Source organism: Streptomyces sp. GL_148 (genome assembly GCF_057834205.1).
This window is the reverse complement of sequence record NZ_CM174396.1, coordinates 5,185,054-5,211,438: the sequence shown is the minus strand read 5'-3', so window position 1 is coordinate 5,211,438 and position 26,385 is coordinate 5,185,054. Positions and strand designations below refer to the sequence as shown.

At 70.2% G+C, this 26,385-nt stretch carries 29 protein-coding genes and 4 tRNA genes; 13 read left to right on the top strand and 20 right to left on the bottom strand.

What is annotated here, in order from left to right; all coding sequences use genetic code 11:
• Positions 1–42 precede the first annotated feature (42 nt).
• From rplK to AC3IYI_RS24140, 4 genes are all read right to left on the bottom strand, one after another.
• Positions 43–477 (bottom strand): 50S ribosomal protein L11, encoded by a 435-nt coding sequence (rplK, locus tag AC3IYI_RS24155; RefSeq protein ID WP_382549417.1) that lies wholly within the window; start codon positions 475–477, stop codon positions 43–45.
• 170 nt (positions 478–647) lie between these two features.
• On the bottom strand, positions 648–1,592 hold the full coding sequence (gene nusG / locus AC3IYI_RS24150) for a transcription termination/antitermination protein NusG (RefSeq protein ID WP_489405730.1): 945 nt from the start codon (positions 1,590–1,592) through the stop codon (positions 648–650).
• Positions 1,593–1,676: 84 nt separating this feature from the next.
• On the bottom strand, positions 1,677–1,958 hold the full coding sequence (gene secE, locus AC3IYI_RS24145; protein WP_243333337.1) for a preprotein translocase subunit SecE: 282 nt from the start codon (positions 1,956–1,958) through the stop codon (positions 1,677–1,679).
• Between the two features lie 107 nt (positions 1,959–2,065).
• Positions 2,066–2,138: transfer RNA gene (locus tag AC3IYI_RS24140), tRNA-Trp, on the bottom strand.
• Positions 2,139–2,329: 191 nt separating this feature from the next.
• On the opposite strand from AC3IYI_RS24140, the gene AC3IYI_RS24135 reads away from it, so the two are divergent.
• Positions 2,330–3,556 (top strand): pyridoxal phosphate-dependent aminotransferase, encoded by a 1,227-nt coding sequence (locus AC3IYI_RS24135; protein ID WP_489405729.1) that lies wholly within the window; start codon positions 2,330–2,332, stop codon positions 3,554–3,556.
• Between the two features lie 315 nt (positions 3,557–3,871).
• Positions 3,872–4,891, top strand: coding sequence for an adenosine deaminase (locus tag AC3IYI_RS24130; protein ID WP_489405728.1), 1,020 nt, complete (start codon positions 3,872–3,874; stop codon positions 4,889–4,891).
• 15 nt (positions 4,892–4,906) lie between these two features.
• Here the strand turns inward: AC3IYI_RS24130 and AC3IYI_RS24125 are convergent, their stop codons facing one another.
• From AC3IYI_RS24125 to AC3IYI_RS24080, 10 genes are all read right to left on the bottom strand, one after another.
• Entirely contained in the window at positions 4,907–5,323 is a 417-nt protein-coding gene (locus AC3IYI_RS24125) for a hypothetical protein (RefSeq protein ID WP_489405727.1), read from the bottom strand.
• Between the two features lie 17 nt (positions 5,324–5,340).
• The gene (locus tag AC3IYI_RS24120; protein ID WP_489405726.1) at positions 5,341–6,396 is read right to left on the bottom strand and encodes a UDP-N-acetylmuramate dehydrogenase; all 1,056 of its coding nucleotides are present in this window, start codon (positions 6,394–6,396) and stop codon (positions 5,341–5,343) included.
• 92 nt (positions 6,397–6,488) lie between these two features.
• Positions 6,489–6,932, bottom strand: coding sequence for a DUF3291 domain-containing protein (locus AC3IYI_RS24115; protein WP_489405725.1), 444 nt, complete (start codon positions 6,930–6,932; stop codon positions 6,489–6,491).
• A 109-nt stretch (positions 6,933–7,041) separates the two neighbouring features.
• Positions 7,042–8,523, bottom strand: a complete 1,482-nt coding sequence (locus AC3IYI_RS24110; protein WP_489411641.1) for a DHA2 family efflux MFS transporter permease subunit — start codon at positions 8,521–8,523, stop codon at positions 7,042–7,044.
• A 153-nt stretch (positions 8,524–8,676) separates the two neighbouring features.
• The gene (locus AC3IYI_RS24105) at positions 8,677–9,231 is read right to left on the bottom strand and encodes a TetR/AcrR family transcriptional regulator (protein ID WP_489405724.1); all 555 of its coding nucleotides are present in this window, start codon (positions 9,229–9,231) and stop codon (positions 8,677–8,679) included.
• A 181-nt stretch (positions 9,232–9,412) separates the two neighbouring features.
• A complete protein-coding gene (locus AC3IYI_RS24100) occupies positions 9,413–9,841 on the bottom strand; it encodes a MaoC family dehydratase (RefSeq protein ID WP_243333324.1) in 429 nt (142 codons plus the stop codon).
• Position 9,842: 1 nt separating this feature from the next.
• On the bottom strand, positions 9,843–10,334 hold the full coding sequence (locus AC3IYI_RS24095; RefSeq protein WP_489405723.1) for an FAS1-like dehydratase domain-containing protein: 492 nt from the start codon (positions 10,332–10,334) through the stop codon (positions 9,843–9,845).
• Positions 10,335–10,441: 107 nt separating this feature from the next.
• Positions 10,442–10,606: a 50S ribosomal protein L33 gene (gene rpmG, locus AC3IYI_RS24090; RefSeq protein ID WP_003956487.1), complete on the bottom strand. Its 165-nt coding sequence runs from the start codon at positions 10,604–10,606 to the stop codon at positions 10,442–10,444.
• A gap of 89 nt (positions 10,607–10,695) precedes the next feature.
• Positions 10,696–10,768, bottom strand: a tRNA-Met gene (locus tag AC3IYI_RS24085).
• 48 nt (positions 10,769–10,816) lie between these two features.
• Positions 10,817–10,889 (bottom strand) — tRNA-Thr (locus AC3IYI_RS24080).
• A 1,530-nt stretch (positions 10,890–12,419) separates the two neighbouring features.
• Between AC3IYI_RS24080 and AC3IYI_RS24075 the strand changes: the two genes are divergently transcribed.
• Both AC3IYI_RS24075 and AC3IYI_RS24070 read left to right on the top strand, forming a co-directional pair.
• On the top strand, positions 12,420–13,736 hold the full coding sequence (locus AC3IYI_RS24075; protein WP_489405722.1) for an amidohydrolase family protein: 1,317 nt from the start codon (positions 12,420–12,422) through the stop codon (positions 13,734–13,736).
• Between the two features lie 54 nt (positions 13,737–13,790).
• A complete protein-coding gene (locus AC3IYI_RS24070; protein WP_489405721.1) occupies positions 13,791–14,447 on the top strand; it encodes an SDR family oxidoreductase in 657 nt (218 codons plus the stop codon).
• Between the two features lie 107 nt (positions 14,448–14,554).
• Here the strand turns inward: AC3IYI_RS24070 and AC3IYI_RS24065 are convergent, their stop codons facing one another.
• The 4 genes from AC3IYI_RS24065 to AC3IYI_RS24050 form a co-directional block, all read right to left on the bottom strand.
• Positions 14,555–14,992, bottom strand: coding sequence for a DUF3574 domain-containing protein (locus AC3IYI_RS24065; RefSeq protein ID WP_489405720.1), 438 nt, complete (start codon positions 14,990–14,992; stop codon positions 14,555–14,557).
• Between the two features lie 87 nt (positions 14,993–15,079).
• Positions 15,080–15,511 carry a hypothetical protein gene (locus AC3IYI_RS24060; RefSeq protein ID WP_489405719.1) on the bottom strand — a complete coding sequence of 144 codons (432 nt, stop codon included), beginning with the start codon at positions 15,509–15,511 and terminating at the stop codon, positions 15,080–15,082.
• Positions 15,512–15,675: 164 nt separating this feature from the next.
• Positions 15,676–15,765, bottom strand: a tRNA-OTHER gene (locus AC3IYI_RS24055).
• A gap of 55 nt (positions 15,766–15,820) precedes the next feature.
• Positions 15,821–16,045 carry a hypothetical protein gene (locus AC3IYI_RS24050; RefSeq protein WP_489405718.1) on the bottom strand — a complete coding sequence of 75 codons (225 nt, stop codon included), beginning with the start codon at positions 16,043–16,045 and terminating at the stop codon, positions 15,821–15,823.
• Between the two features lie 1,291 nt (positions 16,046–17,336).
• On the opposite strand from AC3IYI_RS24050, the gene AC3IYI_RS24045 reads away from it, so the two are divergent.
• Positions 17,337–17,774, top strand: a complete 438-nt coding sequence (locus AC3IYI_RS24045) for a GntR family transcriptional regulator (RefSeq protein ID WP_489405717.1) — start codon at positions 17,337–17,339, stop codon at positions 17,772–17,774.
• Positions 17,775–17,799: 25 nt separating this feature from the next.
• Positions 17,800–18,348, top strand: coding sequence for an HD domain-containing protein (locus tag AC3IYI_RS24040; protein WP_489405716.1), 549 nt, complete (start codon positions 17,800–17,802; stop codon positions 18,346–18,348).
• A gap of 7 nt (positions 18,349–18,355) precedes the next feature.
• On the opposite strand, the gene AC3IYI_RS24035 is transcribed toward AC3IYI_RS24040, so the two are convergent.
• Positions 18,356–18,829, bottom strand: a complete 474-nt coding sequence (locus AC3IYI_RS24035) for an NUDIX domain-containing protein (protein WP_489405715.1) — start codon at positions 18,827–18,829, stop codon at positions 18,356–18,358.
• A 2-nt stretch (positions 18,830–18,831) separates the two neighbouring features.
• A complete protein-coding gene (locus AC3IYI_RS24030; protein ID WP_489405714.1) occupies positions 18,832–19,572 on the bottom strand; it encodes a helix-turn-helix domain-containing protein in 741 nt (246 codons plus the stop codon).
• A 909-nt stretch (positions 19,573–20,481) separates the two neighbouring features.
• Between AC3IYI_RS24030 and AC3IYI_RS24025 the strand changes: the two genes are divergently transcribed.
• The 7 genes from AC3IYI_RS24025 (at position 20,482) to AC3IYI_RS23995 (ending at position 26,257) form a co-directional block, all read left to right on the top strand.
• The gene (locus tag AC3IYI_RS24025; RefSeq protein ID WP_489405713.1) at positions 20,482–20,754 is read left to right on the top strand and encodes a DUF6284 family protein; all 273 of its coding nucleotides are present in this window, start codon (positions 20,482–20,484) and stop codon (positions 20,752–20,754) included.
• Positions 20,751–21,032, top strand: a complete 282-nt coding sequence (locus AC3IYI_RS24020; RefSeq protein WP_489405712.1) for a DUF6303 family protein — start codon at positions 20,751–20,753, stop codon at positions 21,030–21,032. Before AC3IYI_RS24025 ends, AC3IYI_RS24020 begins: the two co-directional genes overlap by 4 nt.
• Complete coding sequence (locus tag AC3IYI_RS24015) at positions 21,029–21,874, top strand: hypothetical protein (protein WP_489405711.1); 846 nt, start codon at positions 21,029–21,031, stop codon at positions 21,872–21,874. Before AC3IYI_RS24020 ends, AC3IYI_RS24015 begins: the two co-directional genes overlap by 4 nt.
• The gene (locus tag AC3IYI_RS24010; RefSeq protein WP_489405710.1) at positions 21,874–22,215 is read left to right on the top strand and encodes an RRQRL motif-containing zinc-binding protein; all 342 of its coding nucleotides are present in this window, start codon (positions 21,874–21,876) and stop codon (positions 22,213–22,215) included. Before AC3IYI_RS24015 ends, AC3IYI_RS24010 begins: the two co-directional genes overlap by 1 nt.
• 26 nt (positions 22,216–22,241) lie before the next feature.
• Entirely contained in the window at positions 22,242–22,484 is a 243-nt protein-coding gene (locus AC3IYI_RS24005) for a hypothetical protein (RefSeq protein WP_489405709.1), read from the top strand.
• 81 nt (positions 22,485–22,565) lie between these two features.
• Complete coding sequence (locus AC3IYI_RS24000; RefSeq protein WP_489405708.1) at positions 22,566–24,188, top strand: hypothetical protein; 1,623 nt, start codon at positions 22,566–22,568, stop codon at positions 24,186–24,188.
• Positions 24,188–26,257, top strand: a complete 2,070-nt coding sequence (locus tag AC3IYI_RS23995) for a hypothetical protein (RefSeq protein ID WP_489405707.1) — start codon at positions 24,188–24,190, stop codon at positions 26,255–26,257. The genes AC3IYI_RS24000 and AC3IYI_RS23995 overlap by 1 nt, the downstream gene beginning before the upstream one ends.
• The last annotated feature ends 128 nt before the right edge of the window (positions 26,258–26,385 follow it).

Here is a 26,385-nt window from a genome sequence, read left to right as displayed (position 1 = left end):
CAGCGCTTGGCCCTACCACTGTGGTGCTGGGGGGTGGCTGAATCAGCCTTCGACCGTGACGCCCATCGAACGCGCGGTGCCGGCGATGATCTTCATCGCGGCGTCGACGTCGTTGGCGTTCAGGTCGGGCATCTTCAGCTCGGCGATCTCGCGGACCTGGGCGCCGGAAAGCTTGGCGACCTTGGTCTTGTGCGGCTCGCCGGAGCCCTTCTCGATGCCTGCGGCCTTCAGGATGAGGCGCGCGGCCGGCGGAGTCTTGGTGATGAAGGTGAAGGAGCGGTCGTCGTAGACCGTGATCTCCACCGGCACGACCATGCCACGCTGCGACTCGGTCGCGGCGTTGTAGGCCTTGCAGAACTCCATGATGTTGACGCCGTGCTGACCGAGCGCGGGGCCGACCGGCGGAGCCGGGTTGGCCGCGCCGGCCTTGATCTGGAGCTTGATAAGCCCCGTGACCTTCTTCTTCTTGGGAGGCATTGCTCTCTCCGGGTCCTAGTGAGAGTTTTCGCCGCCAATCCGGTCGTCCGGATGGAGGCATACCGCACCACGATAACGGGTATCGGTGCGAGGCTGAAAACCGAGCAGGTCAGACCGCCCGCAAGGGGGCAATCTGACCTGTCCGGAAGCGTGTGCCAGAAGGCTGCGGATCAGTTCTTCTGGATCTGGTCGAAGCTGAGCTCGACCGGGGTCTCGCGGCCGAAGATCTCGACGAGACCCTTGACCTTCTTCGAGTCCGGGTTGATCTCGTTGATGGTCGCCTGCAGCGTCGCGAACGGGCCGTCGGTGACGGTGACCGAGTCGCCGACCTCGAAGTCCAGGACCTCGATGGCGCGCTTGACGGCGGGCGCCGGCAGACCGGCCTCTTCCGCTGCCAGCTTGGCGGCCTTCTCCTGCAGCTCCGGAGCGAGCATCTTGACGATCTCGTCCAGGGTCAGCGGGTACGGGTCGTACGCGTTGCCCACGAAGCCGGTGACACCCGGGGTGTTGCGGACGACGCCCCAGGACTCGTTCGTCAGATCCATGCGGACGAGAACGTAACCGGGCAGCTTGTTCTGCCGGACGTTCTTGCGCTCGCCGTTCTTGATCTGGACGATCTCTTCCTCGGGCACCTCGGCCTGGTAGATGAAGTCCTCGACGTTGAGCGAGACGGCGCGCTGCTCCAGGTTGGCCTTCACGCGCTTCTCGTAGCCGGCGTAGGTGTGGATGACGTACCACTCGCCGGGCAGGAGGCGCAGCTCTTCGCGAAGGGCCTGGATGGGGTCGACGGGCTCGGCGGGCTCGACGTCGGCGGCCTCTTCGGCCTCCACGTCGGCTTCTTCCTCGTCCTCGGACTCGTCCTCGTCGGAGGCCTCTTCGGCCTCTTCCTCGTCCTCGTCGGAGTCGTCGGCCTCTTCGACCTCGGCGTCGTCCTCAGCCTCGGCGTCGACCTCGCCCTCGACGTGCAGCGCGGCCTCTTCGGCGGCGACACCCGCCTTGGCGTCGGAGTGCTCGGCTTCATCAGGGTCCACAGCGTCCGCAGCCTCGACGATGTCGAGCGCGTCCTCGACGGACTCGACGGAGTCGTGGCTCGCGTTCAGGTTCGGGTCAGACACGGTGGCTGCTTCTTCCTGGATACAAAAGGTGGTCGAACATGCGAAAACGGGCGGCACCCATCAAGGCGCCGCCCTCCGCGGGGATCAGCCGAAGACGAACTTGATGGCTTCCTGGAACCCATAGTCAATCACGGTCACCAGACCGATCATGATGACGACGAAGACAATCACCACAGAGGTGTAGGTCGTCAGCTGGTTGCGAGTGGGCCAAACAACCTTGCGGAGTTCCGCGACGATCTGGCGGTAGAAGAGCGCGAGACGACCCAGAGGGCCCTTCTTGCCGCGCTTGCCGCCCTTGCGGGCCTTCTTCTCGCGAGTGTCATCCTCGGCGTCAGGCATGTCGATGGAGCCCAGGGCGTCCGTCACGTCTCTCACCTGAATCCGGGTCGTGGCCGTAGCCGCGCCCGGTTGCGCCGCACGGCACTGCATCTAAGTACGTACCTGCGCACACACTTCCGAGGAGGAGTGTGGAGCAGGGCCGGAGGGACTCGAACCCCCAACCGCTGGTTTTGGAGACCAGTGCTCTACCAATTGAGCTACGACCCTTTGCGTCCCTCAACCTACCGCATCCGAGCGAGTGCACGGTGTGCTCACGCTCTGCAGCGGTCGACGAGGGCCAACGACGGTTGAGTGTACGTGGTCCGGGCCCTGACGTCGAACAGCGCCGTCCGGAGAGCGTCCGTCCGGTAACTGAAACGGCGTGCGGCGGTCGTTTGACGTCTGGGACGATTGGCCGCATGACCTCTGAAACGCCTTCCGCCGAGCGCCGCGTCTCCGCCCGTATCGGTGCCATCTCCGAGTCCGCCACCCTCGCCGTCGACGCCAAGGCCAAGGCCCTCAAGGCCGCCGGGCGTCCGGTCATCGGTTTCGGAGCCGGTGAGCCCGACTTCCCGACCCCGGACTACATCGTCGAAGCCGCGGTCGAGGCCTGCCGCAACCCCAAGTACCACCGCTACACGCCGGCCGGCGGCCTGCCCGAGCTGAAGGCCGCCATCGCCGCGAAGACGCTGCGCGACTCCGGCTACGAGGTCGACGCGTCCCAGGTCCTGGTGACCAACGGCGGCAAGCAGGCGATCTACGAGGCGTTCGCGGCCATCCTGGACCCGGGTGACGAGGTCATCGTCCCGGCCCCGTACTGGACCACGTACCCGGAGTCGATCCGTCTCGCCGGCGGTGTCCCGGTGGAGGTCGTCGCCGACGAGACCACCGGTTACCGGGTCACCGTCGAGCAGCTCGAAGCGGCCCGCACCGAGCGCACGAAGGTCGTCCTCTTCGTCTCCCCGTCGAACCCGACCGGCGCCGTCTACTCCGAGGCCGACGCCGAGGCGATCGGCCGCTGGGCCGTCGAGAAGGGCCTGTGGGTCCTGACCGACGAGATCTACGAGCACCTGGTCTACGGCGACGCGAAGTTCGTCTCGCTCCCGGCGATCGTTCCCGAGCTGTCCGACAAGTGCATCATCGTCAACGGCGTCGCCAAGACGTACGCCATGACGGGCTGGCGCGTGGGCTGGGTCATCGGCCCGAAGGACGTGGTCAAGGCCGCGACCAACCTCCAGTCGCACGCCACCTCCAACGTCTCCAACGTGGCCCAGGTCGCAGCGCTGGCCGCCGTCTCCGGCAACCTGGACGCCGTCCACGAGATGCGCACGGCCTTCGACCGCCGCCGCCAGACGATGGTGCGGATGCTGAACGAGATCGACGGCGTCTTCTGCCCGACCCCCGAGGGCGCGTTCTACTGCTACCCGGTGGTCAAGGACGTCCTCGGCAAGGAGATCCGCGGCAAGCGCCCGCAGAGCTCCGTCGAGCTCGCCGCGCTGATCCTGGACGAGGCCGAGGTCGCGGTCGTCCCGGGCGAGGCCTTCGGCACCCCCGGCTACCTCCGCCTCTCCTACGCCCTGGGCGACGAGGACCTGGTCGAGGGCGTGTCCCGCATCCAGAAGCTCCTCGCGGAGGCGAAGGCCTAGGCCTCCGGCGGTTCGCGGCCTGACCTGAGCGGCGGTTCCCTCCGGGGGAGCCGCCGCTCAGGCGTTTCCGGACCCCGCGCCTCAAATGCCGGCGAGGCTGGATTTCCCGGCCCCGGCGGCCACGTGCGGACCGACCTCGGCCGAATCCAGCCCCGCCGGCGTTTGAGGCGCGGGTCCGGGCGGCGCCCGGAAAGCCCCGCGCAGCGGCTCCCCGGCTCCCGCGCGCCCCTGCGGACCCCCGGATTCACGTTCGGGCAAGGACCCGTTCAGGGAATCGGGCTGCCGATCGGGTGACAAGTGCGGCAGGATCACCAGATGGAGCACGTACGCGATCTCACGCTTCTGCCGAAAGCCCACCTCCACCTGCACTTCACCGGCTCGATGCGCCCGTCGACGCTGCTGGAGCTCGCCGACAAGTACGGCGTCCGCCTCCCGGACGCCCTCACCTCCGCCGAGCCCCCCAAGCTCCGCGCCACCGACGAACGCGGCTGGTTCCGCTTCCAGCGGCTCTACGACGCCGCCCGCTCCTGCCTGCGCGAGCCCGACGACATCCGCCGCCTGGTCCGCGAAGCCGCGGAGGAGGACGTGCGCGACGGGAGCGGCTGGCTGGAGATCCAGGTGGATCCCACCTCCTACGCCCCCCTCCTCGGCGGGATGATCCCGGCCGTCGAGATCATCCTCGACGCCGTGGACGCCGCCTCCCGCGAGACCGGCCTCGGCATGCGCGTCGTCATCGCCGCCAACCGCATGAAGCACCCCCTCGACGCCCGCACCCTGGCCCGGCTCGCCGTCCGCTACGCCGACCGCGGCATCGTCGGTTTCGGCCTCTCCAACGACGAGCGCCGCGGCATGGCCCGCGACTTCGACCGGGCCTTCGCCATCGCCCGCGAGGGCGGACTGCTCGCGGCCCCGCACGGCGGCGAGCTCACCGGCCCGTCCTCCGTCCGCGACTGCCTCGACGACCTGCACGCCGCCCGCATCGGGCACGGCGTGCGGGCCGCCGAGGATCCCCGCCTGCTCAAGCGGCTCGCCGACCGGCAGATCACGTGTGAGGTCTGCCCGGCGTCCAACGTCGCCCTCGGGGTGTACGAGCGCCACGAGGACGTCCCGCTGCGCACCCTCTTCGAGGCCGGGGTCCCGATGGCCCTGGGTGCGGACGATCCGCTGCTCTTCGGGTCCCGGCTCGCAGCCCAGTACGAGATCGCCCGCCGGCACCACGCCTTCACGGACGCGGAGCTCGCCGAGCTGGCCCGCCAGTCGGTGCGCGGCAGCGCGGCGCCCACCGACGTGCAGGACAAGCTGCTGGCCGGGATCGACCACTGGATCGCCTCGTAAGGGGGGCGGCGCGCGTCAGCGCGTGAGCCGCAGGTCGCCCTCGTGGCAGTCGGCCCGCACCCGGGCGCCCTCAGGGAAGCCGATCTCCAGGTGGGTGCGCCCCTGTGCGGGCAGCGCGAATTCGGCGACCGACTCCACGGTCTCGCCTAGGTGGCGCAGGAAGGGGTGGTCTCCGAGGTCCTCGCCGACCTCGATGCGGCCCCACTCCCCCATGTCGTAGGGCTCGTGCGGCGCCTCGGATTCCACGATGAGGCAGGCGTCGGACCCGGTGGTGATCCGCGTGGACTCGCCGTCGCTGTCGAAGAGCCAGACGTCGAGGGGAGCCTCGGAGCGTTCGCCGTCGCTGATGTGCCAGGACGCGACGACCTTGTCGATCGTGCGTCCCACCAGCCGGGTGGGGTCCGTACCGGCCCCGTGCAGGGGACAGAGCATGGGCGGGCCGGGACTCCTCAGATGCTGACGCCGACCGTTACCGGCTCGTTGACCAGGGTGACGCCGAAGGCCGCGTGCACGCCCGCGACGACCTCGCGGGCCAGGGCGAGGAGGTCTTCGGTGGTGGCCTCGCCCCGGTTGGTGAGGGCGAGGGTGTGCTTGGTGGAGATGCGGGCGGGGCCGTCGCCGTAGCCCTTGGTGAAGCCGGCCTTGTCGATCAGCCAGGCCGCGCTGGTCTTCGTACGGCCCTCGCCGGCCGGGTACGCGGGCGGGGCGGTGTCGGGGCCGAGGTGCTCCTGGGCGCGGGCGAGGAAGGCGGCGTACGCCTCGTCGCCGAGGATCGGGTTGTGGAAGAAGGAGCCGGCCGACCAGGTGTCGTGGTCGGCGGGGTCGAGGACCATGCCCTTGCCGGCGCGCAGCCGCAGGACGGTCTCGCGGGCCTGGGCGGCAGGCACGCGGTCGCCGGCCTCGACGCCGAGGGCGCGGGCCGTCTCGGGGTACTTGACCGGCGCGGACAGGCCGCCCGCGTCTTCCAGGGCGAAGCGGACGCGCAGGACGACGTACCGGTCGGGCTGGTGCTTGAAGAGGCTGTCGCGGTACGAGAACGCGCAGTCGGCTGCCGAAAGCGTGACCGTTTCCCCGCGCGTGCGGTCGTAGGCGACGACCTCGGTGATCGTGTCGCAGACCTCCTGGCCGTACGCCCCGACGTTCTGGATCGGTGTGGCGCCGGCCGAGCCGGGGATCCCGGCGAGGCATTCGATGCCCGCGAGCCCGGCGTCGACGACGCGGGCGACGGCCTCGCTCCAGTTCTCGCCGGCCGCGAGCTCGAGCCGGGTCCCGTCGAGCACGAACCCGGCGGTCGCGATCCGCAGGGCGGTGCCGTCGAAGCCCTGGTCGCCGATGACCAGGTTGCTGCCGCCGCCGATGACCAGGAGCGGGGTGCCGCTCTCGTCCGCGGCACGCACGGTGGCGACGACTTCGGCGTCGGTGGTCGCGGTGACCAGGCGCGCGGCGGGGCCGCCGAGCCGGAAGGTGGTCAGCGGGGCGAGGGGGGCGTCGTGGAGTTCCTGCACGTGGACAAGAGTACGGTCCGCGTCCCCCCGACCAGGCGGGGCCACGGACCGTACGCGTGCCGCAGGGCCGTACGGGGCCTCGCCGGCCCGCCTCAGCCGCGCTCCGGATCCGGATCCGGATCCGGCCCCTTCGCCTTCTCCTGCTGCCGGGCCTGCTCGGCGAGGCGGCGCTCCGCCTCGGCCCAGCCGATGGGGAGCTCGCTCGCCGGGACGGTCCAGAAGACGAACTCGGACTCCTTCATATGGGCGGCGGCCGCCCGGGAGCTGGAGCGGTGGGGTTCGCTGCCCGCGAAGCGGTAGAGCGCGTCCCGGTCCTCCCAGGCGGACAGGGTCAGGAAGGTGCGGCGCAGGACCCGGGCCCGCAGGGCGGCCCCGTGCGCTCCGGGGGCCTTCTGGATCTGGCGGATGATGCCGGGCGACTTGAGGAAGAACCTCAGGGCTCCGGTCAGGCTCGCCGTCTCGAAGCGGGAGGCCATGACGTAGACCTCGGCGCCGGGGGCGGGCCGGGTGGGCGTGGACCAGGGGATGTCGGGCATGACGGGCCTTTCCTCGCTCGTGACGTGTCGTACGGAACTGCGTGCGGCGCGGCGGCTGCGGTTCCCCCGCCGGCCGCCGCCGAGGCACCGGCCGGCGAGCGGGACCCGCTCAGACGGCCACCTTCTCGGGGGCGCGCCCGCCGGCCGGGGCGGCACCCCGGTCGTCCGCCGGCCGTTCCTCCGTCGGCAGGGACGCCGCGGCCCGGGCCTGCTCCTCGATGCGGCCGGGGAGCAGCAGCGCCAGGGCGGCCGCGGCGGCGACGGCCGCGGCGCCGATCCAGAGGGCGGGGACGGTGCCGTCGGTGAAGGACTGCCCGGACTGGTAGCCGCCCTGCGCGGAGAAGACGGAGGCGAGGACGGCGACGCCGAGGGCTCCGCCGACTTCGCGCAGGGCGCTGTTGGCGCCGGCGGCCTTGCCCTGGTCGGCGGGGCCGACGGTGGACATGAGGGCGTTGGAGGCGGGGGCGAAGAACAGGCCCATCCCGATGCCACTGATGATCAGCGCCGGGAGCTGGGCGGCGTAGGAGATGTCGGTGCCCAGGATCACGGCGAACCAGCCGAGGCCGATGGCCTGGAGCGCCAGTCCGGCGACCACGACGGGCCGGCTGCCGATCCGGTCGGAGAGGATCCCGGAGATGGGGGCGGCGATCATGGGCATGGCGGTCCACGGGAGCATGCGCAGCCCGGCTTCGGTGGGCGAGTAGCCGAGGACGCCCTGGAGGAACTGGCTCAGCAGGAATATCGAGCCGAACATCCCGACGAACATCAGCAGGCTCGCCATGTTAATGCCGAAGAAGCCCCGGTCGCGGAAGAGCCGCATGGGCAGCACCGGGTTGGAGCCGCGGAAGCCGTGGCCGATGAACCCGCCCACGAGCGCGGCCCCCACCAGCAGCGGGGTGAGCACGGAAAGGCTGGTCCAGCCGTGCGCGTTGGCGTTGACCAGCCCGTAGACGATGCCGAAGAGCCCGCCACTGATGAGCAGGGTGCCCGGGACGTCGAGCTTCGCCTGCGGGGCGGTGGACTCGCCGAGGCGCATCCGGGAGAGCGGGATGAGCGCCAGTCCGACCGGGACGTTCAGCCAGAAGATCCACTGCCAGGAGATGTGCTCGGTGAGGCTGCCGCCGATGAGCGGCCCGCTCGCGACGGCGAGGCCGGTGAGGGCTCCGTAGATACCGAGGGCCATTCCGCGCCGGGCTGCGGGGACGGCGACGGTCAGCAGCGTGAGCGAGAGCGGCATCACGATCGCCGCGCCGACTCCCTGGACGGCTCGGGCGGCGATGAGCTCGTTGATGCCGGGCGACAGGGCCGCGGCGGCGGACGCGGCGGTGAACACGGCCGTACCGGCGATGAAGAGCCGCCGGCGGCCGAACCGGTCGCCGAGGGCCGCGCCGAACATGAGCAGGACGGCGAAGGTGAGCGTGTACGCGTTCACCGTCCACTCCAGGTCTTCCAGCTTCCCGCCGAGGTCTTCGCGGATGGACGGGAGCGCGGTGGTGACGACGAGGTTGTCGAGCGCGGCCATGAAGCTGGCGGCCCCGGTGATGACGAGGGCCCAGACCGCGGGCCCGCGAAGCTTGGCGTCTTGCACGATTCCCCCAAAACTAGTTATTGATCACTAAGTTCAATGGACAGACCTGGGCCCTGCCCCTTGCGGCGCGCGGACACGCCACGGAGGGAGGGGTGAGGTGGGGTGAGAAGGCAGGGCGGAGCAGGGCGGGGCGGGGTGCCGGAGGGGCGTCGCCCGCTACTGAGACTGCACCTCCGGGTAACAGCCGTCCCAGACCCGGTGCCCGGGTGGGAACCCCATGGCGGACAGGGCGTTGATCAGCATTCCGTGCGCGAGGAAGATGGTCGTCTCCTGCACGTCCGCCCCGAGCGGCACGTGCAGGGTGTCCCACAACTTCATCCAGGCGGCCCGCACCATCTCGCCGAACTCCGGCTCCCCTGCGGCCTCGGCGGCGGCGACGGCCACGTACGTCTGGAGCTGCATCTGCAGCTTTTCGGGCTGCTCGGAGATCAGCGTCATGTACGCCACGCTCATCGCCTGCATCGCCTCCTCGCCATGGAGGCCCTTGGCGGCCTCCTCGAAGACGAGCCGGATGTCCTCCATGCAGCGCGTGGCGGCGGCCAGGAAGATGGCCTGCTTGTTCGGAAAGAGCCGGAACAGGTACGGCTGAGACACCCCGACCCGCTTGGCGATCGCCTCGGTGGAGGTCCCGTAGTACCCGCCCCGAGCGAACTCGCCCATCGCCGCCAGGATGACGCTCTCGCGCCTCTCCTCCGCACTCATCCTTGCCATGCTTCAAAGTTAGTACTCAATCACTAACTTGGCAAGCCGCACCTCGAAACGAGCACCAAAAAGGCTCTGACCTGCGAGTTTCCTCGCCGACCAGAGCCTTGTCGGTAACGCCTGAAACGGATGGGACCCGAGGGACACCCAGGGAGACACCCAGGGAGACACCCAGGGAACCGGGGGCTCCCTACGCGAGAGCGACCACCGCGCGCGACATCCCCAGCACCTTCTGCCCGGCGCTCATGGCCGTCAGGTCGACCCGCACCCGGTTGTCGTCCAGCTTCGCCGCGACCTTGGCCGTGACCTCGATCAGCGCGCCCTGCCCGTCGTTCGGAACGACGACCGGCTTCGTGAACCGCACCCCGTACTCGACGACCGCACCCGGGTCGCCCACCCAGTCGGTCACCACGCGGATCGCCTCGGCCATGGTGAACATGCCGTGGGCGATCACGTCGGGCAGTCCGACCTCGGTGGCGAACTTCTCGTTCCAGTGGATCGGGTTGAAGTCACCCGACGCACCCGCGTACCGCACCAGCGTCGCCCGCGTGACGGGGAAGGACGCCGCCGGCAGCTCGGTGCCGACCTCGACGTCGTCGTACTGGATCTGGGCAGCCATCTCAGGCCTCCTCGGGAGCGGAACCGGCGGCGGCGGGAGCGGCGGCGGGCTCGGGCGCCCGGGAGACGAGCTTCGTCCAGGCGGTCACCACGTGCTCGCCGGACTCGTCGAGGACCTCGCCGCGGATGTCGATGATGTCGTTGCCCGCGAGCGACTTGACGGCCTCGATGGTCGAGGTCACCGTCAGCCGGTCACCGGCCCGCACGGGACGGGTGTAGGCGAACTTCTGGTCGCCGTGCACGACGCGGCTGTAGTCCAGCCCCAGCTGCGGGTCGGCGACGACCTGGCCGGCCGCCGCGAACGTGATGGCAAACACAAAGGTCGGCGGGGCGATCACGTCCTGATGACCGAACGCCTTGGCTGCTTCCGGATCCGTGTACACCGGATTGGCGTCACCCACGGCGACCGCGAACTCGCGGATCTTCTCCCGGCCGACCTCGTACGGATCGGTGGGCGGGTAGCTCCGCCCCACGAAGGACTGGTCGAGCGCCATGACTCCCCCTCCTTGTTGAAAACGATCTGTCGAAACGACATAAGGCCGCCCCCCAAATGAAGGGGACGACCTCATGACTGTGCCTGTTGAACGAGACTCGCTAAGTGCTAGCGGGTCTCGCGGTGCGCGGTGTGCGAGTTGCAACGCGGGCAGTGCTTCTTCATCTCAAGACGGTCCGGGTTGTTACGCCGGTTCTTCTTGGTGATGTAGTTCCGCTCCTTGCACTCCACGCAGGCCAGCGTGATCTTCGGGCGGACGTCGGTGGCAGCCACGTGAGTGCTCCTTGACGGACATTAGGGACGGATGAACGCATAAAAGAGTAGCCGATCGGGAGACCGACCCCGCAATCGGCTACTGTGTGTAGCGGCGACCGGACTTGAACCGGTGACACAGCGATTATGAGCCGCTTGCTCTACCGACTGAGCTACGCCGCTTTGATGAGATCCGCTCCCCACCCGAGGGTGGGGAACCTCTCTCACCAGAGCCCCAATGCGGAATCGAACCGCAGACCTTCTCCTTACCATGGAGACGCTCTACCGACTGAGCTATTGGGGCGAGCGAGGAAGACATTACACGGTCGCCCGCCGATCGCCCAAATCCTTTGCGGGGACTGGCCTCGGAGCGCCCACGCCGCCTTTCTTGATCCGCGCGAAACGCGTCTCCGGACCCTCTTCAGGCGCCTTTCACCCCGAAAGGTGTCAGGCATCACACCCGCGATCGCCCGAGTACCACCCTGAGTCACCAAGAAGCCCCGCCGAACCCCCGGCGGCCCCCCTCACCACCGAAGCCACCCCCGGGGCACCCCCTTCCCCACCACCTCCAAGCCGTCGCTACGGCACCCCGGAGCAGACCCCGGACGGGTCCGGGAACGGGTCCGGGGCGGGGACCCGGGGCCGGCGGCGGGAGCCGGGCCGGGGCCCGAAGCAGGAACGGGGGCGCGGAGGGGGCCCCTCCCGGACTGGCGCGGAGGGCGGGCGCGGGCTCGCCGACCGGGCGCGGGCTCGCCGACGGGGCGCGGAGGCGGCGTCCGTGGCTGGACGGCGGGTCCGTGGCTGGACGGCGGGTCCGGGGCTTACGGACAGGCGCGGGGGCGGGGCCCGATGCGGACGTAGGGCCGGGCGCGGGCCCGCAGCACGCCGGAGGCGAGGCCACAACCAGGCGGGGGTCATGAGCACGGGCGTGCAGCGGGGTCCGCTTCCGATCGACACAGGAGCAGCCGCGGAGCCTCCCGCGGGGGCCCTCGGAGGCGGGCTCGGCGGGCTCGGAGGCGGACTCCGAGGGCGAGCTCCAGAGGCAGGCTCAGGGGCGGGCGCGGAAGCAGGCTCAGGGGGCGAGCTCCGGGGGAACTCGGAGATGGAGCGGCTCCAGAGGCAGGCCCGGGGGCGGACTCCCGGGGGCGAGCTCCGGAGGCGACTCGGAGGCGGACTGCCGGGGGCGAGCTCCAGAGGCAACTCGGAGGCGGACTCCCGGGGGCAGGCTCTGGGGGGAGCTCCCGGGGGCAGGGTCAGGGGGAGCTGCCGGGGGGGCGGACTCGGAGATGCACTCGGGAGCGGGCTCCGGGGCCAGCCCTGGGGGGCGGCTCGGAGTCGGACTCCCGGAGGCGGACTCCGGAGACGGCTCGGAGGCGGCTCGGAGTCGGACTCCCGGAGGCGGACTCCGGAGACGGCTCGGAGGCGGCTCGGAGGCGGACTCCCGGAGGCGGACTCCGGAGACGACTCGGAGGCGGACTCCCGGGGGCAGGCTCTGGGGGGGGAGCTCCCGGGGGCAGGGTCAGGCGGAGCTGCCGGGGGGGCGGACTCGGAGATGGACTCGGGAGCGGGCTCCGGGGCCAGCCCTGGGGGCGGCTCGGAGTCGGACTCCGGGGGCGGCTCGGAGGCGGCTCGGAGGCGGGCTCCCGGGTTTGGCTTCGGTTCGGCCCCCGGGGGACCCTCGCCGTCGCGGTCCACCCAGACGCACCGGTACGACTATTGCCCTCTTCCGCGAAGCGAGCACCCCCGCCCCCTAGGCTCTGAGCACGCTGCGTGATCTTGGGCCGCGGGCCGCGGCCACGGCCCCAGGAACCGCCCGAGCCACCGCAGGAGCGCGATGTCCGACAGCCCGCCGCAGCAGCCGTCCCAGTCCCCGCGCAACCGCCCCGGCAGCGGCCAGGGGCAGGGGCACCGCCCCGCAGGCACCCAGGGAAGCCCCGGGCCGGCGGCCCCCGAGTCCAGCACCCTGCTCCTCACCGGCGCCCGCCTCACCGACGGCCGCACCGTGGACGTCCGCCTCGGCGGCGGCCGGATCCAGGCCGTCGGAACGGCCGGCAGCCTGCCCGCCGCCGCGGGCGCCCGCGTCGACCTCACCGGCTACCTGCTGCTCCCCGCGCCCGCCGAGCCCCATTCGCACGGTGACACCGCCCTGACCGCGGACAGCGAGGGGCCCGTCTCCTACTCCCCCGACGAGGTGCAGCGCCGCGCCACCGAGGCGGCCCTGCTCCAGCTCGGGCACGGTGCCACGGCCGTCCGGTCGCACGTGCGCATCGGCGACGTACACGGCCTCGGCCCCCTGGAGGCCGTGCTCCAGGCCCGCCGCTCCCTGCGCGGGCTCACCGACCTCACCACCGTCGCCGTTCCCCGGCTGCTGACCGGGGTGGCCGGGGCCGACGGGATCGCCATGCTGCGGGACGCCGTGAAGATGGGTGCCTCCGTCATCGGTGGCTGCCCCGACCTCGACCCCGACCCCACCGGCTTCCTCGAAGCCGTACTCGAACTGGCCTCCGAGCACGGCTGCCCCGTCGACCTGCACACCGACGGCGACGACCCCGCCCGTCTGTCCCGGCTCGCGGCCATGGCCGGCGGGCTGCGGCCCGGGGTCTCCATCGGGCCCTGCGGCGGGCTGTCCCGGCTCCCGCTGGACGTGGCGACCCGGGCCGCCGACCAGCTGGCGGCCGCCGGCGTAGGGGTGACCTGCCTTCCCCAGGGCGATTGCGCGGCCCTGGAACGGCGGGGCCTGCGCACCGCCCCCGTACGGCTGCTGCGCGCCGCCGGGGTCCGTGTCGCGGCCGGCAGCGGGGCCCTGCGCGACGCGGGCAACCCGGTCGGGCGCGGGGACCCGCTCGAAGCCGCGTACCTCCTGGCCTCCCAGGGAGGGCTCCGCGCCACCGAGGCCTACCACTCGGTCGCCGGAGCCGCCCGCGAGGCGATGGGCCTGCCGGAGGTGCGGGTGGAGGCCGGCTTCCCGGCCGAGCTGCTCGCCGTGCGCGGGGACCGGATCGCGAGCGTGCTGTCCCTCGCGTACAGCCGGATCGTGATCCACCGCGGACGGGTGGTAGCCCGGACGAGTGCCGTACGGGAGTACTGCGACTCCGCCGTGGCGGTGGCCCTGGACCTGCCCCGGCAGGGCCGTGTGGAGCCCGGCCCCTGAGGGTTCACCGCATGTTCCCGGGCGCGGGCGCCCGGCTCGTCGTACGGTCGTGGCATGCGCATCGTCATTGCGGGTGGACACGGTCAGATCGCGCTGCGGCTGGAGCGCCTGCTCGCCGCGCGCGGGTACGAGGTCGCGGGCATCATCCGCGATCCGGCACAGGGCGACGCCCTCAGGGAGGCGGGCGCCGAACCGGTGCTGTGCGACCTGGAATCGGCGTCGGTCGAGCACGTGGCGGGCATCCTGCAGGGTGCGGACGCCGTGGTGTTCGCGGCGGGCGCGGGGCCCGGCAGTGGGGTCGGGCGCAAGGACACGGTGGACCGGGGCGCGGCGGTGCTGTTCGCGGACGCCGCCGAACGGGCCCGGGTACGCCGCTTCCTGATGGTCTCTTCGATGGGCGCGGACACCCGCCGCGAAGGCGACGAGGTCTTCGACCACTACCTCCGCGCCAAGGGCGAGGCCGACGAGCACGTCCGCACCCGTCTGGGTCTGGAGTGGACGATCCTGCGCCCGGGCTCGCTGACCGACGACGAGGGCGCGGGCCTGGTCCGCCTGGAGGCGCAGACGGGCCGCGGGTCGGTCACGCGCGACGACGTGGCGGCGGTGCTCGCCGAACTGATCGAGACGCCGGCGACCGCGGGCCTCACCCTGGAGCTGATCGCGGGCTCGACCCCGGTCCCGGTGGCGGTCAAGGATGTGGCGGGCAACTAGGCGCCCGTGCCCCGGCCTGTCGCAAGCCACCGGTCGCGGCACGGGCGGCGAACAGCAGGCCAAGGGCCACCGGCCGGTCAGTCGGCCGGCCGGTGGCCGGTGGCCGGTCAGAAGTCGGCGGTCAACCGGTCGTCGGACCGCCCGACGGAATCCTGCTGGAACCGCTTCTCGTAGGCCTCCCGGATCCGCTCGATGCGCGCGCCGCGCTCGTCGGCCTCCTTCTCCGGGTACAGCAGCACCACCTCGTACGAGGTCTCGCGGATGATCTTCCCGTCCCACTGCCACTGGCCGTGCCCGTCCTGGAGGGTCAGCCCTTCGGGGAACGCGGGGGTGATCTCCCGTTCCAGGAACCCCATGAACTCCCGCTCCCCGACCGGTGGACGGCCGTCCGGCCGCTCGGTGCCGAAGTAGAGCCGGGTCTCCTGGTAGGGATGCCCCACATCACTGTTCAGTGCCGCTCCGACCAGGGCCGGGATCCCCGCTCCGAGCAGGGCGAGGAGCACCCCGCCGCCGACCTTTCCGCGCGCGTTCGAAGTCCATGTCACGCCGGATGAACGACCGGAGCCCCGCATCGGTACGCCCGGTCCACCCGATGGCCTCACCCGGTGCCCGCTCCCGCTCCGTCCGGCCGCTCATGCCGTCTCCAGCCGGCGCCGCCACCAGGGATCCCCCGGCCGGGCGTACGGGTCATTGAGCGTCCGGGCGAGGAACCGCGCGTCGAGCGGCGCGAGCACGGCCCGCAACTCCCGCGCAGCGCGCCGGGGCAGGGCCTGGCAGAAGACCTCCAAGGTCTCCCGGTGATCCCCACCCCAGGCGGGTTGGCAGCAGGGGCAGTCGTCGTACCAGCTCGGGTAGATGATCCACGACGGCCCCCGCCCGTACACCGTCGCGCGCCAGTCGGACAGCGCGCGATAGGCCGCGCCCGGCTCGTACCGGTGGCGTTCGACGCGGGCGATCTCCACGAGCGTGCGGGAGGAGACGCCGGGAACGACGGCTCGGTCGCCCTGTCGGGGCGTCCGGCGTGGCAGGTCCGACCGGACCTGCGAGGGCGCCTTACGCGCCATGGCCCTTTCGGCCGCTGATGCTGATGCTGATCATGTGGACAGCATGCGTCCCGGACCGCTTCCCCGCCAGCGGATTCCGTGGGCGGGGATGTGGGCGGGGATTGCGGTGTACGAGAAAACCCCCGCTCACTGCATTTCTGCAATGAGCGAGGGTTTCACTCGCGTGGCGGCGCCAGGGTTCGAACCTGGGTAGGCTGAGCCGGCAGATTTACAGTCTGCTTCCGGCAGCCGCGTCGCACCTACTCTGACCTGCCCCGGAGTCTCCTGCAGGGGCAACCTGAGGTTTCCTCGTCCGCACCTCGTCCACGGTCACTCGACGGACGGACCGTTCTGCGGACCTTCGGCCACGAACCGACAAGCGCCCAGCCCAAGCGTCGCAAGTCCCAGGAACGTGGCTCCAGCACCCCCGAGCACTAGCTTCGGCTCGACGTCCACGACCGTCAGCACGAAGCCGGCGCCGATGGCGCAACAGGCGCTGGCCAGAAGGATGATCGCCAGCCAGACACCCCGCCCCGCTGCGGTGTTGATGCTCATTCGCCCCTCCTCCCCCGGTGAATCACACCGGGCTCAACGACCCCAGCGGGCCGACTCCTTGAAGGTGACAGAGGCAAAAGCGCAGGTCAAAGCACCCATTATGCGTTCCTGCTGGAACAAAATCACCGTACCTATGGACAGGCAGAGCAGTTCCGCAGTAGATATCGCGAGGGTGCGCTGGATGCCAACTACGCTCCCACTGGCAAGGAAGAGGAGAGCCAGTGAACCCCCTGCGTACCCCTGTGACTGCGGTACCCCCGTCTCTCCTGCACGAAGGTCGAGAATCTTGCTGACGCCCACTCAGGCCACCGGAACGGCATCCCTGGAGAAGGCCGCAGATAGAGCGGCCCGCTCCGGCCGGGTGTCCTTCGCTCCGAGCTTCGTCAGGGCGAGCGGCCAGGACGCTCTCCTGCCCCCGATGGCTCGCCTGATCCGCGGCGGACGGGGCGGTGAGGTGCGCCTGAAGCTCTACCTCTGCCTCGTCATGATGGCCACCGCGGAGCCCTTCGACATCAAGCGGCCCCCCACTCCTCAGGCTTGGTGCCGACTCCTTGCACTCCCTCCCGACGCCGGGCGCCGTCGGGTTACCAGCAACCTCAAATGGCTGGCCGAGAACGGCTTTATTGAACTTGGCCCCAGGCGCGGCTACGCGCCACCTTCAATTCAGCTACTCTCCACAAACGGAGACGGGGCACCTTTTGAACGCGCAAGCCTAAAAGGTCGATACGTAGGAATCCACATTGAGTTCTGGCGCAATGGCTGGATCCTCGCCCTATCGCCGACAGCCATCGCCCTCCTATTTGCCCTCCTCGAGTCCCAGGGAGGACATGCAGAGTCTCGATACATACCGAGACAGAGGCGCGATGGATACGGTTTTTCACATAACACATGGACCGAGGCCCGAAAGGAACTTGAGGACCACAAATTCCTCACAGTGACCCGAACCCCTCAAGGTAGCGACTTCGACTATCAGCGAATGAGGAATTCATATTGGGTGGACGAGTCGCGTTTCTTCGACGCACCGGGGTCTCACCTACATTCCGGAGTAAGACAGAATCAGGAAGAGGCACCCCGGGACATTTTTGCCGACTTCTTCAAGACTCAATAGACGCTCCCGTGACAGCGAAGGCCTGATTCAGGATTCCTGCACGCCGTCAGCACACCCCAGGCATCTGAGGAACCACCCTGAAAGACCGATAACGGGCCCTCTCCCCGCGGGCGATGACATGCGAAGCTGGAGTGCGGCCGCCGCCTGGCACCGCCGCGCACAAGGCGGAAGAAGGAGGAACGGGTGACGGACCCCAGCCCGCGCGGGACCTACTTGGTGATCTCGGAGGCTCTGCGGGCAAGGATCGCCGAGGGGGCCTACCCCGATGGCCTTCCGTCCGAAGCGGAGATTGGGCGCGAGTTCGGCGTGGCCCGCACCACCGTCCGTCGTGCGCTTCGCGCACTGGAGGAAGCCGGCGACGTGACCACCGTCGCCGGGGTCGGCCGCCAGGTCGGCAGCGGGGCACAGGTAGCGCCGTACCGCCAGATCATGGCGGACCTTCTGGACCGCATCCGGACGGGTGAGTTGCCCGCCGGCGCTCGCCTTCCGAGCGAGGCCGAGCTCTCCGAGTCCTACGGAGTCGCGCGGGGCACTGTCCGCCGCGCCGTGCACGAACTCGAAGGCGCCGGGCACGTTCACGCTCAGCACGGAGTAGGGCGGTTCGTCGGCCCGGCAACCTGATACTCGACAGCTTGGGGGAACTCGTATGCAGCTGGCCAAGTGGGCTCACGATCTCGCGGAGTCCCTGCTCGCCGAAAGTCTGCCGACCCGTTGGGCCCATTCCCAGCGCGTCTACTCGCAGGCCCTGACCCTGGCCCCGGCACTTGGCGAGGATGCAGAACTACTGGCCGCGGCAGCCATTGCCCACGACGTCGGGTACGCCCGAGTAGCCGTGGACACGGGTCAGCACATGATTGATGGAGCTCGATATCTGCGCGACGTGGTGGGTGCCGACCCCCGACTGTGCAGCATCGTGGCCTTCCACACGTCCTCCCCATGGGAGGCATCCGAGCTGGGGCTGAGCGAGATGCTGGCAGAGTTCGGCCCCGCAGAGCCCGTACTGGTGGACGCAATCACCTACTGCGACCTGACGAGCAGCCCCGTGGGTGCGCTCGTGGACCCGGCGGAGCGGCTGACCGAAGTTCTCGACCGGTACGGCCCCGAGCACGTCGTATTCCGGGCCGTATCCGCAGCTCGGCCCGAGCTGCTGGCCCGGATCGCCCGCGTGCGTCAGCGCACCTTCGAGACGGAGTAGTCCGAGCTCAGCTAATCCGGGGAACGGACGAGTCTAGGAAGGCTTCCTCCAGCCGCCGGCGAGTGGTGGGTGACACGTCAAGGGAGTCCATGTCCGCGCGCGGAATCCACCGCACCTCCAGAGACTCCGAACTCACCCTGATCTCGCCACTGACCGGTCGGGCCCGGAAACAGAGGGAGAACTCCTGACGAACCTCCCCGTCCGCGAACGCGATGACGTGGCCGGGGTCCGTGAAGATGCCCACCAGGCCGACCACCTCAATCAGGATCCCGGTCTCCTCCAGAACCTCACGGACGACCGTTCCCGCGATGTTCTCCCCAATCTCCTGGACTCCCCCCGGCATTCCCCACCGACCGTTGTCCGATCGGCGCTCCAGCAGCACATCGCCCGCATCGTTGACGACGAATGCCGTCACCGCAGGCACGATGCTGTTGGCCTTCGGCGCATTGGGATCGTTGAAGTAGTCCGTACGGCGACTCATGCTCACCCTTCAATGGGGACAGCTTCGGACCAGACCTTCTCGAAGCTCTGCTGATATGTGGAGACCAGCTCAGCCCCGGCGACCTTACGCAGGTGGAGGACCGGGGTCAGGGGCGCACTCACCCCGTACACCTGCGTGTTCACCAACCACTCGTCGTCCGAGCGGTAGAGCGAGTTATGCAGAGTCGACCGGTGGAGACGGAATTCGATCCCCGAAACGGAATACAGGGGGCGATAGAGCTTCATCACCTCGCGAACCTTGTAGGCCACGCCCTCGCCGATTTCCTCCTCATCCCCTCGGCGTCGAATCTCTGGGCTTTCCGGGTCGCCTAGCAGGATGCGAGCCTGAACACCGCCCGCCGCTTTCAACCTGAGCAACTGAGGCCAGCGCGGATTTTCAGCGAGGAAGACACCCGCGTGCACCAGCACGCCGATCTCCCGCTCCGCCCGGCCGAATAGCTGGAGCCATAGGTCCGCCGGCACGTAGGAACGATGCGGGTAGACCTTCAACACCTCGGCATCCGCGGCGTCCTTGCGCTGCCCATCCGGCAGGCCATCAGGCCACAGATAGCCCTCGTCCTCCCGAAGGAAAGCCGAGATGGCAAGGCGGTGGCGCCGGTATGGCGCCCGCCCTTTGGTGATCCAGCGTTCCACCGTCTTGGGGTCGACCCCAAGGTGCTCCGCCAGGGCATCCACGGCGACGCCTTGCGTCAGCATCGCGGACCTTAACCGCTCGTTCGCCATCCAACCCCCAGGGACGTCTAGGGACGCAGCCGCCCCGCAGAACGCTATCGAGGACGTCCCAAGTCGTCCAGGGACGCGGTGACTTCGTCCCACCCTTCACCGGCACTCTGATGTCACACCACAAGGCGGACCGGCTGAGGCGAAGAGCTTGACAGCCTCACTCAAAACCGCCAACCTGAGAGACATGTTCAAGCATGTATCTCATGCGATGAGCGCAGCTACTCGGCGCTGACCTGCATGGATACCTGTCAGAGCTAGGAACGCAGTACCTCGGCGTCCGGCGTGTCCCGTTCTTACGGGAGCCCTTCGGGGTTACCGCACCCGTCGGAGAGCCACCGGCTTCACCTTGAGAACTGAACAGAGTGCTTGATTTGGCGGGGTGAGAGTCCCCGCTCCTGTGGCGGCCGGGTAAGGGCCGCACGGCGACCCCTTGCTCGTGTGCAGCTCTGGAGAACATCCGCGCGGATCATCCCTTCCTTTCGGGAGGTCAGCCGCTCGGGTGCCACCTGACCACGGCCGCCCTGCTTGCGTCAGAGCAGTGACGATGACGCACCGATCAAGGCTCGGGCCCTCCGCTGCGGCAACGGCGGTGGCGAAGCCTTCCCTCACCCGCATCCTCCACGGAGGCAGCAGTGATCCGTTTAAGACCTTGGGCCCTGCCCGCACTGGACCGGTGCGGGCAGGAGCGCCCCTCGCGTCGTTCGACCCTCCGCCGCACTGATGGTGCGGCGGCCGGTTGCCTCCTCTGCCCGTCCGGCGCCCTTTCGGGTGTCGTACGGGCGGGGTCGAGGGGAGCCGGAGCCGGTACGCCGGCCGCTCCACCCCTATCCGAACGCAGTGCAGCCCCCGGCGCTCGAACGCCGGGGGCTGCTGTTCGGGCCCCGTTCCTCTCTCGAAGGAGCAAGACCCATGCAGTCCATCGTTGCACTTCAGAACCGTGTTACCCCGTGGTCGGACGGCTTGGAGCCGTCGGACGCGGAGCTGGAGGCGATCGAGTTCGAGTTGCCGCTGATCCTGGCGGACGTCGACCTCCTCGACGCGGAGATCGCCGTGCTCGACCGGGCGCCGTCCGAGCTGGACGAGCAGCGGATCCGCCGGGCCCGCCGGCGGATGCTCGCGGTCCGCCGGGACCTGACCAACCGGGCCGCCGCCGCGGTGAACATGACGGGCGGTGCCGCATGACGCACAGCGCCCGCATCGCGAACGGCTACCACGGCACCTGGGAGGTGTACGTGGTCACCGACAGCCCCTCCCCGAAGGACTGGCCGGACCATGACTTCGCCCGCACCTCCCCGATTCCCACCCTCGCCGAGCGCACCACGGCCCTCGCCGCCCTCGGCTACGAGGTCGTGGACGGAGCGCAGTGGGAGTGGCACGAACTGACCGACGACGAGACCGACCCGGTCCGCTTCCTCGGCTCGCTCGACGTCCGCCGGACCCCTGCGGGGGAGGACCGGTGACAGGGCGAGAGCCGCTGGAGCAGATCGCCGCCCTTGCGGGGATGCTGTCGAAGCTGACGAGGGTCCTGGTGGCCGTCGCGTTCGTGGCGCTGGTGTTCACCGCGTCGAACGTGACGATGTTCGCGATCGACCACCACGTCTCGCCGTGGATCGCGTGGATGCTCGACCCGATGGTCGCGGTCGCGCTCGGCGCGGTCCTCATCTTCGACGGCCGTCTCTCCGAGTACGGGCTCACCTCCTCCGGCTGGGCCGCCGTCCTGCGCTGGTTCGCCGGCCTGGGCACCTGGGTCATGAACTGCTGGAGCTCGCTGTGGCCCGAGGGGACGGCCTTCGATTTCCCCCGCGCGGTCGACCCGGCCGGGCTCGTCCTCCACTCCATCCCCCCAGTCCTCCTGATCGTTCTCGCCGAAGCGATCAGCCACTATCGGCACGCGATCCTCGCAAAAATCGCCCACCTCCAAGCCCGGGTGGACGCCGAGACGAACAAGGTGGACGCGCACCCCGTCCACCAGGCAGCCACCCCGCCCCCGGCGCCCGCACCCGCAGCCGTACCGGCGGTCACGACGGAGGGACAGCACCGCAGAGACCCGCTGGTCATCTGCGGTGCCGGGCTGGTGTTTCACCCGGCCTTCCCCCTCACATCCACCTCGGTCCACCAGGTGGAGCGGGAACGCCTCCGGCTGTCCGCCGATGACGCCGCGAACGTGATCCGCGCGTGCTGGGTGGAAGGCAAAAGCCTCCCCGAGGCGGCCCGGCTTTCCACCCGGTCCACCTCCTACGTCCACAAGCTCTACCAGCGCCTGAACGACGACCGCGCGGCCCTCCCCGCAGGGGTGAGCTGATGTCCACCCTCCCCGTCTACACCTGGCGCCTGGCCCCCGACGGACTCGCGACTCGCCGCCAGCTCCGCGCGGCCGGCCTCCGGCCCGGCGGACAGGATGTCGTCGCTCAGGTGGAGCGGCCCCGCTACCGGCGCGGGCCGCTGGTCGCCTTCCTGTACCGGATAGAGCTGGCCCGCCCGGTCCGGCCGATGACGCCGGCCAAAGCCGCGGCTCTGGCGAAGGCGAACACGGCCCGCCGGACCTTCCCTACCTGCTCGCGTGATGCCGGGTACATCATCCCGGCCTCGCTCGGCATGTGCGTCCCCTGCGCGTACCCCGATGACGAACAGTGCGCCGCCTGACCATCCGACCTGATCAGGAGACTCCCGTGACCACGCCCAGCGCACAGACCACCACCCCCGCGCCGGTCGCCCAGGGCACGCACTTCTGGGTCATGACCCTGGAGCTGCCCGGCCTGGCGGCGATGACGAAGAACGGCACCTACACCCCGCCCGCCGGGACGACCCGCTACGACGCCTACCAGGCCGTTCGCCGGCACGTCACCGCCGAGCACCCGGAGATGGCCCGCGCGAACACCATGTTCTTCGCGCTGGAGCCGAACCAGTTCTGACCTGCACGTACAGGCAGGGCCCGGCCGTTGCTGTAGGAGGCGGGCGGCCGGGCCCTCTTCTCCCGAGGGAGCACGTTCAGCATGACCGAAACCACCGTCGAACCGCAGGCCCCACCCCAAGAAACCACCCCCACCCCGGCCCCGACCGAGCCCACAGCTACCGCCAAGGCCAAGGAGGTGGAGCACACCCCGGGCGGTTTCCCCGTGGGCCCCCTGTCCTTGACCGGGACGAACACCGCCGCCGGACTCCTGGCCACCGCCGCCTTGGCCGGTGGCCCGATCGCCGCTGCGATCGCGATGACCGGCGCCGCCGTTCTGGGTACCGCCGCCGCACACCAGCGAGCCAAGGACCGCAAGAAGAAGCCCGCGGCCAAGCCCGCCCCGGCCACCAACCGGACCGCCGGGGGAAACAAGGGCCGCGGCGCCCTGGGGCGGATCCCCTCCCAGCCCCGCACCAGCCCGCGTACGGGTGGTGGATCCGGATCCCGCCGGAGTGCTGGCGGGCAGGCCCGCCACCGCGCGGCCGGCACCGCGGGTGGCCGGTCCGCTGGCCGGTCCGGCAGCTCGTTCAACAAGGCGGGGGCGCCGTCCGTCCGTCAGCGGGCTTCGCAGGCCGCTGGCCGTCTGGCCGGCGGCCGGGCAGGGCAGGTCGCTGGCTTGCGTTCGCAGGCCAAGACGCAGGCCCCGACCCGATCCGCCGCCCGCACAGCGGCAGTTCAGGCCCGCAGGCAAGTCGCAGACACCCGGCGGGCGACAAAGGCCGCCGGGCGCACCGCCTCCACCGGTACGAAGGCGCACGGTCTGGCGGCCCGCACCCTCGCCAAGACCATGGGCAAGGCCGCCGCCGTCCGCGACAAGGCCGTCAGCGCCACCCGGGCGGCACGGGACCGCAACGCCCGCCGGGCGGTCGCCAACGGCCGGACCGGGGTGCAGGAGGCAGCACACCGCAGGCGGGTAACCGCGCTGCAGGCCCCCGCGCGGAAGGCCGCACGGAAGGCCCTGCGCCGCTCCGCCGCCCGCTTCCAGGCCCGCCGGGCCCTCTCCGCCGTGCTCGGCGCGGCCCTCGGCGTTCTCGGCATGGTCACCACCCCGCTCGGCCGCAAGCTGCGCTTCAGCTGGCTGATGTTCCCCGGCAAGCGCCTCTACCAGTTCCTCGTCGGCCGAGCCCTCGCCGAGCGCGAAGCCCGGGACGCGGAGATCCAAGCCCAGCTCGAAGCCGACGAGCGCGCGGCTGAGGAGCAGGCCGCCGCCGAGCGTGACCAGGATGCCGAGGGCGACTTTCTCGGGGACCGGGCCGCGCGTCCCACCAAGAACGTTCCCGCACCTCCCGCTAGCCAAGGAGTACGCAGCATGAGCACCGATTCCGGGTTCAGGTTCGAGGAACTGGCCGCCGAGATGGAGCAGGCGGCCCAGGCCTACGAGCCGGAGAGCGCCATGGAGATCCTCGCGATGATCGAGGGTCTGCCCGAGGCCCTTACGTCGATCGCGAACGTGATGCGGATCCTCGCGGAGCGTTCCGACACCGAGTTTCCGCTGGAGAAGGAAGTCGCGGACGGCTTCGACGACATCTACGGCGCGATCAACTCCGCCGTTGCTGTGGCCGAGGACCTGGGACCCGCGTTCCGGCGGGCCCACGAGGCCGACATCGCCCGCCACGAGGACCCCCGCAACGGCCCCGAGGCCGAGAAGGGCTGGAACGTCTGATGACCACCACCTCCACCGTCACCCACAACGGGCTCGCATTGGACTGGGCCGCCGGCCACGGACCCGTCACCGGCGCCCTGTCCGCCACCACCGGCATGTACGCCGTCTCCACCTGCGGAACTCTCGCCCACATGCCGCCCTCTTGGGCGTTGGCCGTCGGCACGGTTGGGGCGATCGGGCACACGGCGTCGGGGCTGCGGCAGAAACTCGCCGCCCGCACCATCGGAGCGCGGGCTGCCTCCTGGCTCGTTGGGTCGGGCTGGACGACGTGGGCGCTGGCCACCGGCCCGCTGAACTGGACCGCCCTCGGCTCCCTCGCCGTGATCGGCGTCAGCATGGGCGCCGCTGCACGCTCGGTCGGCTTCTACGAGGAGGCCCGCGAACTCGAAGCGATCGCCGCCGCTGAGCGGCAGGTTGCCCGGGAACTGTCGGCCGACCGGCGGGCCATCGCCGCCGAGTGGGTCGATCGCGTTCAGCGGGTCTGCGGGATCACCCTGCGGATCGTCGCGGTCGAGATGTGGCCGACGAACACGGGCTTCACCATCGATGCCGAACTCCCCGCCGGCGGGACCACCTACGACCGCATCGCGAAAGAGAACGCTCGCCTCTCCGCGGACGCCCGGCTCCCGCACGGCTGCACCGCCGCTGCCTCACCCGGCATCGACCAAGGTCGCCTCCTCATCGACGTGACCACGGTCAACGTCCTCGCGGCGGAAGTCCCCTACCCGACCGACTACAGCGCCCTGTCGATCCACACAGGTATCCCGTGGGGGTACCGGACGAATGCGGACGCGATCCTGACCTACTTGCGTGAGCAGTGCGCGCTTGTGGTCGGGCCGACGGGGTCGGGCAAGACGAACATGGTGCACGTCATCTTGGCCGGGTTCGCCCGAGCTGACGACATCCTGACCTGGGTTATCGACCTGAACGCTGGATCCGCCGGCCTGCCGTGGATCCGCCCCGCGATGGACGGCTCTGGTCAGGGGCAGACGGTGCGGCCGGGGATCGACTGGCTCGCCGCGTCCCACGAGGAGGCGCTCCTCATGCTGGATGCCGCGCTGCGGATCGGGCTGTACCGCAAGCGGGCCTACCAGGACTTGATGGCCAAGGCCAACACCGATCTCCTGCCGGTCAGCGCGGAGATTCCGCAGATCATGCTGGTCATTGATGAGGGTGCCGAGACCCTCGTCAGCAGCGAGCCCGAGAAGAAGAAGCTCGCGAAGAAGATCCTCGAAGTGATCCGGATGCTCCGCGCCATGGGCATCCGCACCGTCCTCACTGCCCTCGGCGCCACCGGCTCCGTGCTGGGCAACATGATGATCCGCCGCGAAGCCAAGACCCGCGTCGCCCTCACCGGTGGCGCGACCGAGGGCATGGACCTGTCGAAGCTGTTCCCCGGCGGGACCGGGCTACGGATCGAGCAGGCTCCGGACAAGGGCACCGGCTTCATGGGCACGCCCGAATCGCCCGCTGCGCTCTTCGGGACATGGCGGATCCTGCCCACGCAGATCCGCGACATCGTCCACGCCACCTCCGACCGGCACCCCCGGCTGGATGCTGTCTCGGCGAAGGCGGCCGGCGCGGACTACGCCCGCCGGTGGGACCACGGCCGCACCGCATGGATCACCGATCACCAGCAGGCCGACTACCCCACCTCCAGCGGGCCGAGCTCGGCACCTGCGGCCGGTGGGCTGAACTTGTCCGCGCACCGCAAGCAGGAACCCGCGGTGACCGAGGTCGACGGAGTGGACATCGAGTTCCAGCGGCTCATCGACATCGAGTTCAACACCCCCAAGCCAGAGCAGGAACCGGAATCCCGCAAGGAGCGCCCCGGTCTGAACCTGTCGGCGCTGCGCGACGGGGAAGGCGGCCCGGACTGGCTGCCCGAAGCAATCGCCGCCCTCTACACCGCAGGGCCCGACGGGCTGAAGCCCGCGGCCATCGCGGACGCGGTCAGCCGGGGCCGGGAGTCGGTCCGCAAGGCCCTCAAGGCCGCCGCTGAACGCGGTGAGCTCGTCTACCGCGACCGGGGCCCGCACTCCGTCTACGTCCACCCCGACCACGCCTGAACACCGCTACCCAACCGGTTACTGCCTACTGCCCGCCGTCGGCAGTAGGCAGGCCTCTACTGCCCACCTGCCACCCCTGAAACCCTCTCTCATCTGCGGATTGGGCAGTAGGCAGTAGGCAGTAGCCA

Coding starts and splice junctions, on each gene's coding strand:
- AC3IYI_RS24105 (WP_489405724.1), bottom strand. CDS start 9,231: ATGGCAAGGATGAGTGCGGAGGAGAGGCGCGAGAGCGTCATCCTGGCG.
- AC3IYI_RS24025 (WP_489405713.1), top strand. CDS start 20,482: ATGCAGTCCATCGTTGCACTTCAGAACCGTGTTACCCCGTGGTCGGAC.
- AC3IYI_RS24060 (WP_489405719.1), bottom strand. CDS start 15,511: ATGGCGCGTAAGGCGCCCTCGCAGGTCCGGTCGGACCTGCCACGCCGG.
- AC3IYI_RS24115 (WP_489405725.1), bottom strand. CDS start 6,932: ATGCCCGACATCCCCTGGTCCACGCCCACCCGGCCCGCCCCCGGCGCC.
- AC3IYI_RS24125 (WP_489405727.1), bottom strand. CDS start 5,323: ATGCTCTGTCCCCTGCACGGGGCCGGTACGGACCCCACCCGGCTGGTG.
- AC3IYI_RS24010 (WP_489405710.1), top strand. CDS start 21,874: ATGTCCACCCTCCCCGTCTACACCTGGCGCCTGGCCCCCGACGGACTC.
- AC3IYI_RS24035 (WP_489405715.1), bottom strand. CDS start 18,829: ATGAGTCGCCGTACGGACTACTTCAACGATCCCAATGCGCCGAAGGCC.
- AC3IYI_RS24135 (WP_489405729.1), top strand. CDS start 2,330: ATGACCTCTGAAACGCCTTCCGCCGAGCGCCGCGTCTCCGCCCGTATC.
- AC3IYI_RS24095 (WP_489405723.1), bottom strand. CDS start 10,334: ATGGCGCTCGACCAGTCCTTCGTGGGGCGGAGCTACCCGCCCACCGAT.
- AC3IYI_RS24040 (WP_489405716.1), top strand. CDS start 17,800: ATGCAGCTGGCCAAGTGGGCTCACGATCTCGCGGAGTCCCTGCTCGCC.
- AC3IYI_RS24020 (WP_489405712.1), top strand. CDS start 20,751: ATGACGCACAGCGCCCGCATCGCGAACGGCTACCACGGCACCTGGGAG.
- AC3IYI_RS24030 (WP_489405714.1), bottom strand. CDS start 19,572: ATGGCGAACGAGCGGTTAAGGTCCGCGATGCTGACGCAAGGCGTCGCC.
- AC3IYI_RS24070 (WP_489405721.1), top strand. CDS start 13,791: ATGCGCATCGTCATTGCGGGTGGACACGGTCAGATCGCGCTGCGGCTG.
- AC3IYI_RS24000 (WP_489405708.1), top strand. CDS start 22,566: ATGACCGAAACCACCGTCGAACCGCAGGCCCCACCCCAAGAAACCACC.
- AC3IYI_RS23995 (WP_489405707.1), top strand. CDS start 24,188: ATGACCACCACCTCCACCGTCACCCACAACGGGCTCGCATTGGACTGG.
- AC3IYI_RS24075 (WP_489405722.1), top strand. CDS start 12,420: ATGTCCGACAGCCCGCCGCAGCAGCCGTCCCAGTCCCCGCGCAACCGC.
- AC3IYI_RS24130 (WP_489405728.1), top strand. CDS start 3,872: ATGGAGCACGTACGCGATCTCACGCTTCTGCCGAAAGCCCACCTCCAC.
- AC3IYI_RS24100 (WP_243333324.1), bottom strand. CDS start 9,841: ATGGCTGCCCAGATCCAGTACGACGACGTCGAGGTCGGCACCGAGCTG.
- rplK (WP_382549417.1), bottom strand. CDS start 477: ATGCCTCCCAAGAAGAAGAAGGTCACGGGGCTTATCAAGCTCCAGATC.
- AC3IYI_RS24050 (WP_489405718.1), bottom strand. CDS start 16,045: ATGAGCATCAACACCGCAGCGGGGCGGGGTGTCTGGCTGGCGATCATC.